Source organism: Butyricicoccus sp. AM05-1, assembly GCF_003474415.1.
Taxonomy (GTDB): domain Bacteria; phylum Bacillota; class Clostridia; order Oscillospirales; family Butyricicoccaceae; genus Agathobaculum; species Agathobaculum butyriciproducens.
The window spans coordinates 129652-142047 of record NZ_QUDG01000006.1; the positions used below are offsets into that span (position 1 = coordinate 129652).

The window sequence follows — 12396 nt, forward strand, 5'->3', positions numbered from 1 at the left end:
AAAAATCCACCGTAACAGATACAGTGACACAAACATCAGTTGTGGACTTGTTCATCACGATGGAGCAAGGCTCAGCGCTTATTTCAAAAGAGGATGCTTACGGACACTCGAAACAGCAGTATAGTCTGTATCCATCGTCATATGTACATTTCGTCTGTCACAACTGTCCATAGGACTTGCCTCCTTTTTTATTTTTTCGCAATGATTATAGCACTTTTTATGTGGAATATGCAAGGCATTTTTCACAGTTTTAATAATATGGATGAAATTTGCGGACAATATCGCGCACGGGGAGACAAAAGGCTGACGATGCAGGAATGTGATTGTCTTGGCGTACGGATGATTTTGGAAGATTACCCAAACCGATCCCACCGAAACGCTTCGGTGGACAGAGCAGACGCCTTGCCGTCGGGTGCCGGCTCACTGAGCAGGATACCAACGATGTCATCTCGGATACGGCGATAGCCTTTGTCCGGATGCTGCATAGGTAGCTGTTCCACCTTCTCTGCAATCTGCAGGTTCTCCTTGTCACGTCTGCTGTACTTGCCCAGACTTGTCTTTCTTTCTATTTCCTTCAATTTTTTGCAGGTTGTTTTCCATTTCTGCCATGCTCGCGGAACGAGAGTGGTACGGTATAAGCCCCCTAGGAAACTGCAGACTGCGTATTTCTGCGCGGAATAACAAAGCGAACGAGACTGGCGAAAAGCAATCCCGTGTCGATTAACGGCAGGGTTTTCGTATATTAAGGTGGCATATTGGAAGCCGGTGTGATATAGTTAGGATGAACTAACTAACGATTGACACTGGAATCCCGCAAAAGCAAAGAGATGAAGAAATTATGCAAAGCAAACAGCAAAAGCAAATCAAGGTATTTCTGATACAGACCTTCGGCGGGAGCAGGGGCGGCTTGCTGTTTTCACGGCAGGAAAAAACGTTGGATATGTTAATCAAAACCGCAGCAAACAGGTCCAAAAGCCAGATGAAAGCACTGGTGCAGACCATTCTGCCGCGCATTGCGCTGTACAAGGTGCTGCAGGCAGAACTGCCTGCAGAGGAAACCCTTGCGCGCATGCGGACGTACATGATGGACTGGGTGGCGGCAGAAAAGCACGCTTTCACGGTGAAAATGGAGCTTGTGCCGGGATTTTATCGGATTTACAGCTATTGTTTTCTCAAAGTCATGCGCACCTCCGACTTGTGGGAGAGTACACAGGCACACGATAAAACGCACTTTTCCGCGTCGATCACCAAGTGTCTCTGGCACACGGCGTGCCGGGAAAACGGCTGTCCGGAGCTGTGTCCGCTGTTTTGCGATGTGGATGACGTGACCTATGGCGGACTGCGCAAGCTTGGCTTTTCGCGCACAAAAACGTTGGGCTGCGGCGGTGACTGCTGCGATTTTCGTTTTTCAAAAGATAGGTGAGCAGACAGAGAAGCGGACTTCGGCAGGATTTTCGGTGCAGCGGCGGAATCTGTACGGTCAGCTCCATCGCATACGCAATGCGGTTGCAGATGGTTTGGGGTTGGATTCCTCTTCCGTACCTTGCTATTTCCCCGGTTAAATGATACAATCAAACCACAAGGTTTCATTCCATCAAACGGATTCCGAAGGGGAGCCATCCCTTATCACATAAAGGAGCATCAGTGCATGAACCCAGTTTTTGTTATCGGACATCGCAATCCGGATACGGATTCCATTTGCTCTGCAATCTGCTACGCGCACCTCAAGCGCAGACTGACCGGCGGAGAATACATAGCCTGCCGTGCGGGTCACGTCAATGCGGAGACCAAATTTGTGCTCGAACGCTTCGGTGTGGAGCCGCCGCGCTACATCAAGTCGTTTGAGCCGCGCCTGAGCGATGTGCAGTACCGTGAGGTGCCGGGCATCAGCGAGGAGTTGTCACTGCGCCGTGCATGGGATTACATGAACGAAAATGACATTCAGACGCTGGCCGTTGTCGATGAGGATCGCCATCTGAAGGGTCTGCTGACGCTGGGCGATATCGCGCGCTTCTACATCGAGGATCAGGACGCCAATGCGCTGGCGGAGGCCAAGACCAGCTATCGCAATCTGGTCGATGTGCTTGACGGCACGCTCGAGGTTGGCGACATTGACCAGCGGTTTGAGCAGGGCAGTGTGGTCGTTGCGGCGGCTAATCCGGACGTGCTCGAGGACTACATCGGCAAAAACGATATGGTCATTCTCGGCAACCGTTACGAAAGCCAGCTGTGCGCCATTGAGATGAGCGCCGGCTGCATGGTCATCGGTCTCGGCTCCAAGGTTTCGCGCACCATCCGAAAGCTGGCCTCGGAAAACGGCGTTTCCATCATCGCCACCCCGTATGATACCTACACCTGTGTCAAGGTTATCGGTCAGGCGGTTCCGGTGCGGCATGTGATGCGGAAAAAGAGACTTATCACCTTCGAGCCGGAGGAAACGGTTGAGGATGTAAAGCGCACGGTTTCTAAGAAGCGTATCCGCTATTACCCGTTGATGGATGAACAGGGACGATATGTCGGTATGTTCTCACAGCGCAACCTGCTGGATCTGGAGCGTCCGTCGGTCATTCTGGTTGATCACAACGAGCGCGATCAGGCCGCCGAAGGCATTCGTTCGACCAATATTGTTGAAATCATCGACCACCACCGCATTGACTCGGTGGAAACCAGCGGACCGATCTACTTCCGCAATCAGCCGCTCGGCTGCACCGCGACCATCATCACGCAGATGTACCATGAGCACAACGTGGAGATCGAGCCGAAAATCGCGGGTCTGCTGTGCTCGGCAATCCTGTCGGACACGCTGATGTTCCGCTCGCCGACGTGTACGCCGCTTGACCGCATGGCTGCAGAAGAGTTGGCGAAAATCGCCGGTCTGGACATCAAGCAGTATGCAACAGAAATGTTCCGTTCCAGCTCGCGTCTGCTCGATCGCTCGATGGATGAGCTGTTCCACATGGATTTCAAGTATTTTCAGGTGCAGAATCAGAAGATTGCGATTTCGCAGGTGACGAGTGTCAGTGAGAACGAGCTGTCCGGCATCCGTGATAAAATGCTCGAGTACATGGAAAGCTGCCTGGCATCGAGCGGTCTGTCCATGCTGTTCGCTATGCTGACCAACATTATCGAGGAAAAGACAGAGCTGCTCTACGTCGGCAAGGGCGCACAGCAACTGGTCCGTGCGGCCTTCAAGACCGACTGCGGTGAGCATTCGGTCGTCCTGCCCGGTGTCGTCAGCCGCAAGAAGCAGATGGTAGCGCCGCTTGTCGGAGCGATGGAGCACGATGAGGAAATAGAGTAAGATTTGCAGAGTAAAAGCGGAAGAAACCTTGGTTTCTTCCGCTTGAGGCTGTCGAACAACTATCGTTTTTCGAGCAGCCTCTCGATCGAAACCACGCTTTCGATCGAATGCTGAAGAAAAACCGCGCCCTCCGGACACATTTTTTCTTCCCTTGTATAAAAACCGAGGTACACGCCCCCGGCTTTTATGAATTTGCTGCGCAAATTCTATTTTATGCGTGCTGTCGCACGAAGCACAAAATAGAATTCTAACTTTTTCGACAAGCTGAAGCGGAAGAAACCTTGGTTTCTCCCGCTTTTTGTATTTAATTTAGCTTTTTCAGCTGCTCAGAGATGGTTCGTTTCATCGTCTCGGCATCAAGCGGCTTAGACAGATGCGCGTTCATGCCTGCGGCGAGACACTTCTCGCGGTCCTCCTTGAAGACGTTGGCTGTCATGGCGATAATCGGAATGGCTTTCGCGTCCGGCCGGTCGAGTGCCCGGATAGCTTTTGCAGCCTCCAGACCGTCCATCTCGGGCATCATCACGTCCATGAGAATGGCATCAAAGCTGCCCGGCTCGGAGTCCCGAAAGGCTGCAAGCGCCTGCCTGCCGTTCTGCACAGGAACGGTCTGTGCACCGCTGTCGTGCAGCAGGAAGATTGCAATCTCCATGTTGAGCTCATTATCCTCGGCAACGAGCAGCCGCGCACCGGAAATATCTGACGGTGTCTGCGGCGAAGCTGCTGCTGCTGTCGCGTCACGATCGAGTTCAAAAGGCAGTACGACGGTAAAACGGCTGCCTTCACCGAGTTTGCTCTCCACCGAAATGGTGCCGCCCATTTGCTCGATGAGCTGATGCACGATAGACATGCCGAGTCCGGTACCCATATAGCTTGAGCGGGGGGACTTGTCCGCCTGCTCAAACGGATTGAACAGATGGTTTTTGATGAAATCCTCGGACATGCCCAGACCGGTGTCCTCGATGATGAATTGACAGGTGATCTTTGCATCCGTCCGTTCGAGCATGTGCATCTGCATATGGATGGAACCGCCGGGCTTGTTGTATTTCACGCAGTTGGTGAACAGATTCATCAGGATTTTTTTCAGATGCAGCGCACTGCTGCGGACGTAAATACCGGAAAAATCGTCATGCTCACCGGTGACGGTAAGACCGGCGGCTTCCGCCTGAAACAGCAACGAATTGGTAATGCTGCCGCAGACTTCATCCAGATTCATGGATTCGCTCCGCAGAACGACGGTGCCGTTTTCCAGCTGAGCCATATCCAGAACATCGTTCACCAGAGACAGAAGCAGCTGAGAGGACAGCTCGATTTTATGCAGACAATCGCGTATGCGCGCGTGGTCGTCCTTATTTTTGCGAATGATAGTCAGCATGCCGATGATGCCGTTGATGGGTGTGCGGATATCGTGCGACATGTTGTTCAGGAACGTTGTTTTGGCGGCATTGGCAGCCTTGGCCTGCGTGAGCGCCTCCTGCAGCTCTGTCTGGCTCTGCTGCAGCTTGAGGTTCAGCTCCTGCGCCTGTTTGGCGGACTGCCGGGCCTTGCGGAACAGACCGAACAGCAGCAGAGAGAGCAGGATGAACACAGCAGAGGCAGTGGTCAGATTGTCCTTGATAAAGTATGCAGCGGTGACCTTTTCGGGCGCACTGTCGTACATGGCGAGTGCACCGGTCAGCAGAGAAGAAGGCATGGTTTTGAGCGTTTTGTTCAGGATGGACAGCAAAGCCGTATCGCCCTGCCGTACGGCGAACGAGGTCTTGCTCGTCTGTGTGAGGAACACGCGGTACAGCGTTTTGCCCTTCATATAGCGCGGCAGCTGACCGGCACGCATTACATAGCAGTCCGCACTGCCGGTACGCATGGCTTTGATCGCGTCATTCGTCGAAGGGTATTCGAGGATCGTCCAATTGGGATAATTATAGGAAAGGTACTGCTTGAGCGAAAAATCGTTCTTGGGGATGGCAGCGGTGTTTGGCTCAAGCTCATTAAAATAGTTCTTCGTGGTAAGCGCCGCCTGACTGAAGCTCAAGACGGTGTTCGACAGAGCAAGACCGTTCTCTTCGGCGGCACGCGGGTTCTGGCTGGTGTGAAAAATCAGGTCGATCTCACCGTTCTGCAGTGCCTGCAGCTGCTCAAGCTGCGTGTCAAAGCCGTGCAGGTCGAAATGCAAGGCGTTATCACCCAGACAATTCGTCGCATATACGACATAATCCGTGAGAATACCGGTAACATCACCGGTTCGGATATCAAAGTTGCTGATGCCGGTGTCATGATTCAGAAAACCGATGCGGATGGCGCCATGCTGCCGGAGCCAGTCCTGCTCCTCAGTCGAGAGGAGCTCGACCGACTGGGCAGACAGATAGCGCTGATACAGATCATCCTGATAGAACGGCTTGTCGTGTGCAATACGGCGCATGGTATTATCGAGCGCTTCCTTGAGGTCGGGACGGCTTTTGCTGATCACGAAGTAAACATCCGAGCTGCCGAACGAGGTGATCGCGGACAGGCCGTATTCCTGCCACTGGGGACTCTCGACCGAGATAAAACCGTCGATTTCGCGGCTGGCGATCTTGGCGGCTGCGTCCTCGTCGCTGGTGATGGTCACATGCTCGGTGTGCAGACCGTGGCGCGTCTCCCATTCGCAGAACTGCGTGGTCGCGATACTTTCGGACAGCATGCCGATGCGCTTGCCGTTCAGGGTGGTCAAATCGGATACGGAAATGTTGGCAGCGGCGAGATTTGCATACAGGTAATATTTTTCCTCGCCCATCGGCAGATCGGAAAACAGCATGGTCTGGGCACGGCCCTCGGCGTAGGATACGCCGGCCATCAGGTCGATTTCGCCCTTTTGCAGCATGTTCAGTGAATCCGGCCAGTTTGCTTCGATATAATGATAGGTCCAGCCGGTATATGCGGCGACGGACTGCTGATATTCGTAGCCATAGCCGCTGCGTTCGCCGTTTTCGCAGGTGATGTTGTAGGCGGAATCCGGATACCATGCAACTCGCACGACAGAGGAATCCTGCACAGCAGCGGCTGTGCCCTGTAGCAGCGGCATAAGCAGGCAGAGGCACAGCAGCAGACAGCTGTACCGTTTCAGTCTGGTTGTAATTCTGTTCATATACCCCTCCGTAAGCCGGAATGCGTCCGGCATTTCTCTGTAAAAGAAAAAAGATGCACTGCTGCATCGGTAATGCATCTGTGCATCTCAAACGAGGCAGCTGGCTGCCATTTTACAGGCCCTGTGAAGTCGGTTTCGCAGTCATTGCGAAAGCGGCTTCTTAGCTTTGCGCCGCAGGCTTTCGCCTGGTTTGCTGAATATTTATTCGGTTATTATATTCTATTATAGGTGAAGAACGACAGGGTTGCAAGAGAAAGACGCAAAATCGACCGTGATTTCAATAGAATGCGGTATTAAAAATCGTTTGATTGATATACAGAACAGAGGGAACCAAATCGCACGGCATCTCGTCTAATTAAGTAACAAGAGAAAATACAGCGGCCGTGCGCCGTACCTCTCAAGAAACGAGGTGTCTGTTATGAAAAAACGATTATTTCCCCTGTTCCTTGCACTTTTGCTGCTGCTTTCCGCCTGCGGAGCAAGCGTCGGCAATTCGGCATCGGCGGCAGCCGGTGACAGCGGCAGTATGCCGGGTGACATGAATGGCTGGACCGAGGAAGCGTCGGCAGATACCGCTGAGAGCGGTGCGGACTTTTCTGCGGTGAGAAAGAATGCCAAGCTGATTTTGAACGCTAATCTGACGCTCGAAACGCAGGATTTCGACAAAGCCTCTGCAGATATTGAGAAAATGGCAGCGGATGCAGGCGGCTATCTTGAATCGAGCAGTCTTTCCGGCGATGCGGGCAGCCGACATGCGAGCTATGTCCTGCGCATTCCACAGGAGAAGTTTGAGGCGTTTTACGAGCAGCTCGGCAGCAGCGTGCATGTGGTGTACAGCTCGCGTTCGAGCGAGGACGTGACCGAGCAGTATACCGATATCGAAACCCGTCTGGCAACGCTGACCACCAAGCACGAGCGGCTGCTGGCGCTGCTCGATCAGGCGGATAAGATGGAGGATATTATCTCTCTCGAGAACGCGCTGGCCGACTGCGAATACGAGATCGACTCGCTGACCGGCTCTAAGCGCCATTACGATGATCTGGTCGGATTTTCGACCTTCTATGTGGATCTGAAAGAGGTTCAGACGCTGACCGCAACGCCTGAAGGCAGCGGCTTCGGCGCACAGCTCGCGCAGGCGGCTAAGACCGGAACACGTGGTCTGGTTGACGCGGTTCGCGCGCTCATTGTCGGTGCGGTGATGTTCTGGCCGGTGCTCCTGCTGGCTGCTGCCGGAGGCGGCGCTGTTGCGGTCCTGCGCCGTCGGCGCAGGAAGGCGCGCGAAGCCGAGCAGACGGAGATTCCGACAAAAAAAGATGATCGGTAATACAGGTGCAAAAGGAGCGCAGATGTTTGCAATCTGCGCTCCTTTTGTCGATACTTGTCGATTTACTGCGGCTATGATATACTGATAGTGCTACCGCCCCCCATAAAGGTAGAGAAAGGGGGTGTGCACGATGTCTATCACTTTGTCTTTCCTTATTTCTGTTGTGGCGAGTGTAGTTGCATATTACATTTGCAAATGGCTGGACAGAAACAGTAACCGGTAGTCAGCCTGAGGAATAAGCCGCCTCATACCAAACGGCATAGAAAAGCCCCGGTGCTGGAACACCGGGGCTTTTCGCGTGCACGATGTGCACTTTTGTCTTTCCTTATGTAATCATATTATACCGCATATCAACAGCCAATGCAAGTAGATCCGACTGCGCCGGAAGATATTTCTCTGTCTAAGTGAGGGAATATGCACAATATCATAGGCGCTTATTTGGATAGTTTTTATACTATGGTTAAATACATTTGGCTCATTCCTCCAAAGTATGATATGATTAAATCATTCAGGAGAGAAAGAGAAACGGAGAGAAAACCATGAAACGATGGAAAGGGGCGGCATTGCTGCTGCTCTGCACAGTTGTGATGCTGCGGTTGCTGCAGGGATTGGCACAGCCGGAAAAAGAGAATGCCCATGTGCCGGTGCTCGGCATTGTCACCACGGCGGCAGAGGATGACCGGCGCGAAGCGCAGTCCGAAGCGCTTGTACATGCGGCGGAGGAACATGGCTTCAAAGTGCTGGAAATGCCGGTCGAGCGCACGCAGGAGGCACAGATTGAAGCCGTGCGTGCGCTGATCGTGTATCAGGTGGACGCAATCGCATTTACGCCGCTGGTGGAAAGCGGCTGGGACAACGTGCTGCGCGAAGCAAAATCCGCCTCCGTGCCGCTGCTGTCGATAGACCGCGCGATACGCGGCGTGGATGATGTGCCGCTGCAGCATATTGGATTTGATTATGTGTCGCTCGCCGGGCAGGCGGCGGATGCGCTTCTGCAGCAGCGCATGCCGCGGGACGGTGTACTGGAGCTTTACGGCACGGTAAATGCTTCGGACGCAAGAGAGATTGCACGCGGCTGCCGCGAGGCTCTGGAGGAACACGGATTGACCGTAACCTACAGCCTGTGCGGCGACGGCATGCGCTCGCGCGGCTGCGAAATACTGGAGGAGATGGAGGACCATCTGGACGAAATCGGCTACATTTTCGCCCAGAATGACGCCATGGCGCTCGGTGCGGTGGATTATCTGCACAGCCACGGCCGTAAACCGGGAAAGGATGTGCTGATTTGTGCGTTTGGCGGCGGTGCGGAGCTGCGCGCGCTGCAGAAAAAAGGGGAGGTTGCCGTAATCGGCGCACTGGATGATACGCAGCTGGCTGAACTGACCGCAGACGCAGCCCAGCGGATTGCGAAGGCACCGTGGAAGCCCTATATCGCTCTGGCGGATACCGCCGTGCTGACGGAGGAGGGAACGGCCGATGCGTAAAAACCATCACAGCCTGCACGGCTTGCTGCGGCAGTCGCTGCTGCGCAGTGTGATCTGCATGATTTTACCGGTGTGCGTGCTGGCAGGTCTGCTGGTTGTGCTGACACAGCGCTATGGCGCGGATATTGCATTGACGACCCGTGCCTCCGAGGTGCGCACTGTGCTGGTGCAGGATCTGCCGGATGAGGTGTGGAACGTGGTTTCCGGCCGTATTTCCTTCGAGGATGGACGGCAGCGGATGCTGATCGACAGCGCTTTGTGGGAACTGAACGATATGCTGGACAGTGCCGGAGAGGACGAGGCACAGTACCTCAACGCGGCGCTGCGCGCCATCCGCACGATCGACAGCTACGTTGATCAGCTGGAAACGCAGATGGACGCCGGTGCCGCGGTCAGCCGCAACGAATCGCTGTACCGCGAGATTCACAGCGTCGGCCATCTGGCGGGCAGCATGCTTGACCGCTATATCGAGAATGAGATCGCCCGCATGGGTCGTTTCAACGCCTGCATTCAGCACGGACTGGGTGCGGCAGCGCTTGCACTCATTGTGCTGGTCGGCGTGATGGTCTGGCTGACTATTCGGGCATCCGACAATCTGGAAGGCGCGATCGGCGCGTCGTTGCGGCAGCTGGAGCAGTTTGCCAACCGCATTGCCGCCGGTGAGCTGACCGAGCGCGTCCCGCCGACTGAGATCGACGAGCTGCATCTGCTGACACGCGATCTCAATACAATGGCGGAGCAGCTGGGTGCGCTCATTCATGAGCGGGTCGAGCAGGAAAAGACCATCAAAAAAGCCGAACTGCGGGCGCTACAGGCGCAGATCACGCCGCATTTCATGTACAATACGCTGGAAACCATCGTCTGGCTGGCTGAAGAGGGCCGAAACAGCGAGGTTGTCGAGATGACGATGGCGTTCACCGGCTTTCTGCGCATCTCGCTCAGCCGCGGCGCGGATTACATCACGGTCGAGCGCGAGGAACAGCACGTTGCAAACTATCTGCAGATTCAGTCGGTGCGGTACGGCAGCATCATGCGGTATACGATTGATATTGATCCCGCGCTGCACGAGCGGTATATGCTGAAAATCGTGCTGCAGCCGCTGGTTGAAAACGCGATTTATCACGGCATTAAGCGCAGGCGCGGCAGAGGACAGATTACCGTGACCGGCCGCAGGCAGGCAGGAGGCATGTACTTCGCCGTGGAGGACAACGGCATGGGCATGACACCGGAGCGTCTTGCCGAGGTACGGACCTCGCTGCAGAACGGCGCACCGCTTGACCCGGACGGCAAGGGCGGCTACGGTCTGCGCAATGTAGAACAGCGCCTGCGGCTGTATTACGGCTGCGGACTGACGATTGAGAGTGAATACCGGCACGGCACACGCATCAGCTTCACCGTACCGGACGAACAGGAGGGGAAAACGCTATGATGCGTGTATTCATTGCGGATGATGAGGAGATCATCCGGGACGGCATCCGCAACTGCATTGAAAAGGAGCAGGGACGCTTTCTATTTGCAGGTGAAGCGCCGGACGGCGAAATGGCACTGCCTATGCTGATGGAAATGAAGCCGGATGTGCTCATTACGGACATCCGCATGCCGTTTATGGATGGTCTGGAGCTGGCAAAGGTTGTACGGCGCACCATGCCATGGCTGCGTATTGTGTTCCTCAGCGGACACGATGAATTTGAGTATGCACAGAAGGCGGTTTCGCTGCACGCGGATGCGTATCTGCTCAAGCCGGTCAGCTCGGCGCAGCTGCTCGAAACGCTCGGACAGGTTGCCGAGCAGATTGAGCAGGAGCAGCAGCAGCTTCGCTCGACGGGCGCAAACAGCCGCAGTGAGCGCGAGGAGGACGTACTGCGTGAGCATTTTCTCAACGACCTGCTCTCGGGCAGCGTGCCGACTGCAGAGGCGGCTGTACAGGGAGAACGCTGGGGGCTGCTGCTGACAGCAAAGCAGTATCTGGTGTGCATCGTGCGTCTGCCGGAAAATGCCGTGCAGGAGCAGGTGCGCGCGCTGACCGAGCGTTTGTGCGGCGAGGAAAGCGAGGTCTGCGCCTTTTTCCGCGGCAGCCGCCGGCTGGTGCTCCTGCTGCGCGGAGAGACCGAGGAAGCTGTGCGCGAAACCGCCTACGAGTTCTGTCAGAACCTGCGGCATGAGCTTTGTCAGGTGCTGGGCTGGAACGCGCTGTGCGCGATCGGCGCACCGGTCTCCCGTGTCAGCGCCCTGCCGGAAAGCTACCGCACAGCGAAGGATACACTGCTGCAGGCCTCCGCGTGTGCGGACAACGGCGTATTCGGCAGCACGGACTTTGCCGGTGTGCAGCACGAGTTCGATTTCTCGGCAGGCGGCTCACTGGCGGACAAGCTGCGGCATGCCGCCCCCGAGGACGTGCCGCGTATTGTCGAGGGTTATTTCGGCGACTCTGCGGCGCAGGACATGCAGAGCGTGCTGTACCGGTATTATCTGCTGATGAATCTGCTCGTCACAGCCTCTCAGCTGGCTGATGAGGTGCAGGCAGGCAGCATTCCGCCTCCGGAGGACCCGCAGGCGGTGCTCGGTCAGGCGGCGACGCTCGAGGGCACAAAGGCCTGTGCCGCCGAGGTGCTCGGCCGCATGACTCGTCTGTGTTATCGCCATCAGAATGTGCGATACAGCGCGGAGATCAGCCGTGCAAAGGAGTTTATCCGCGAAAATTATGCGGACAGCGGTATTTCACTGCACATGGTGGCGGCAGAGGTCGGGTTCAGTCCGAACCATTTTTCTACCGTGTTTTCGCAGGAGACCGGTCAGACCTTTGTCGAATATCTGACCGCTGTCCGCATCGAGGCGGCAAAGCATCTGCTGACCGAGGGCAACAGCCGTATGAGCGATATTGCGTTCGACGTCGGTTATCAGGATTCGCACTATTTCAGCTATCTGTTCAAAAAGCACGTCGGCGTTTCGCCGCGCGAGTACCGCAGCCGGTCGGAAGAGAGATGAGGCAATACCGCACAATTAAAGCTGCGGCGCTTTGCGGAAATTTTGTGCCCTGACTTTGTTGTGATTTTGCGGTAATACATCAAGTATTACCGCAAAACCACGCCTCGTCAGTCCGTAAAATTTACTCGCAAATCGCTCTTGCTTAATTATGCGGTACTGCCTAAAATAATATCGTAAG

General features: G+C 55.1%; 8 protein-coding genes. 6 read left to right on the forward strand and 2 right to left on the reverse strand.

What is annotated here, in order from left to right; all coding sequences use genetic code 11:
* Nucleotides 1-353: 353 nt before the first annotated feature.
* On the reverse strand, nt 354-485 hold the full coding sequence (locus tag DW088_RS16545) for a hypothetical protein (RefSeq protein ID WP_279217335.1): 132 nt from the start codon (nt 483-485) through the stop codon (nt 354-356).
* A gap of 455 nt (nt 486-940) precedes the next feature.
* Between DW088_RS16545 and DW088_RS10100 the strand changes: the two genes are divergently transcribed.
* Both DW088_RS10100 and DW088_RS10105 read left to right on the forward strand, forming a co-directional pair.
* On the forward strand, nt 941-1423 hold the full coding sequence (locus DW088_RS10100; protein WP_158574661.1) for an L-2-amino-thiazoline-4-carboxylic acid hydrolase: 483 nt from the start codon (nt 941-943) through the stop codon (nt 1421-1423).
* A gap of 225 nt (nt 1424-1648) precedes the next feature.
* Entirely contained in the window at nt 1649-3301 is a 1653-nt protein-coding gene (locus tag DW088_RS10105; protein ID WP_118360616.1) for a putative manganese-dependent inorganic diphosphatase, read from the forward strand.
* A 304-nt stretch (nt 3302-3605) separates the two neighbouring features.
* Here DW088_RS10105 and DW088_RS10110 read toward each other — a convergent pair whose 3' ends face one another.
* A complete protein-coding gene (locus DW088_RS10110) occupies nt 3606-6425 on the reverse strand; it encodes a hybrid sensor histidine kinase/response regulator (RefSeq protein WP_158574662.1) in 2820 nt (939 codons plus the stop codon).
* A gap of 418 nt (nt 6426-6843) precedes the next feature.
* Between DW088_RS10110 and DW088_RS10115 the strand changes: the two genes are divergently transcribed.
* The 4 genes from DW088_RS10115 (at nt 6844) to DW088_RS10130 (ending at nt 12218) form a co-directional block, all read left to right on the forward strand.
* A complete protein-coding gene (locus tag DW088_RS10115) occupies nt 6844-7749 on the forward strand; it encodes a DUF4349 domain-containing protein (RefSeq protein ID WP_118360618.1) in 906 nt (301 codons plus the stop codon).
* 539 nt (nt 7750-8288) lie between these two features.
* Nucleotides 8289-9233, forward strand: coding sequence for a substrate-binding domain-containing protein (locus tag DW088_RS10120; RefSeq protein WP_118360619.1), 945 nt, complete (start codon nt 8289-8291; stop codon nt 9231-9233).
* Nucleotides 9226-10662 carry a sensor histidine kinase gene (locus DW088_RS10125; protein ID WP_118360620.1) on the forward strand — a complete coding sequence of 479 codons (1437 nt, stop codon included), beginning with the start codon at nt 9226-9228 and terminating at the stop codon, nt 10660-10662. The genes DW088_RS10120 and DW088_RS10125 overlap by 8 nt, the downstream gene beginning before the upstream one ends.
* Nucleotides 10659-12218, forward strand: coding sequence for a response regulator (locus DW088_RS10130; RefSeq protein ID WP_118360621.1), 1560 nt, complete (start codon nt 10659-10661; stop codon nt 12216-12218). Before DW088_RS10125 ends, DW088_RS10130 begins: the two co-directional genes overlap by 4 nt.
* Nucleotides 12219-12396: the final 178 nt, after the last annotated feature.

What these genes read in the sequence shown, in the direction of transcription:
- DW088_RS16545 (WP_279217335.1), bottom strand. Translation starts at nt 485, where the DNA reads ATGCAGCATCCGGACAAAGGCTATCGCCGTATCCGAGATGACATCGTT.
- DW088_RS10100 (WP_158574661.1), top strand. Translation starts at nt 941, where the DNA reads ATGTTAATCAAAACCGCAGCAAACAGGTCCAAAAGCCAGATGAAAGCA.
- DW088_RS10105 (WP_118360616.1), top strand. Translation starts at nt 1,649, where the DNA reads ATGAACCCAGTTTTTGTTATCGGACATCGCAATCCGGATACGGATTCC.
- DW088_RS10110 (WP_158574662.1), bottom strand. Translation starts at nt 6,425, where the DNA reads ATGAACAGAATTACAACCAGACTGAAACGGTACAGCTGTCTGCTGCTG.
- DW088_RS10115 (WP_118360618.1), top strand. Translation starts at nt 6,844, where the DNA reads ATGAAAAAACGATTATTTCCCCTGTTCCTTGCACTTTTGCTGCTGCTT.
- DW088_RS10120 (WP_118360619.1), top strand. Translation starts at nt 8,289, where the DNA reads ATGAAACGATGGAAAGGGGCGGCATTGCTGCTGCTCTGCACAGTTGTG.
- DW088_RS10125 (WP_118360620.1), top strand. Translation starts at nt 9,226, where the DNA reads ATGCGTAAAAACCATCACAGCCTGCACGGCTTGCTGCGGCAGTCGCTG.
- DW088_RS10130 (WP_118360621.1), top strand. Translation starts at nt 10,659, where the DNA reads ATGATGCGTGTATTCATTGCGGATGATGAGGAGATCATCCGGGACGGC.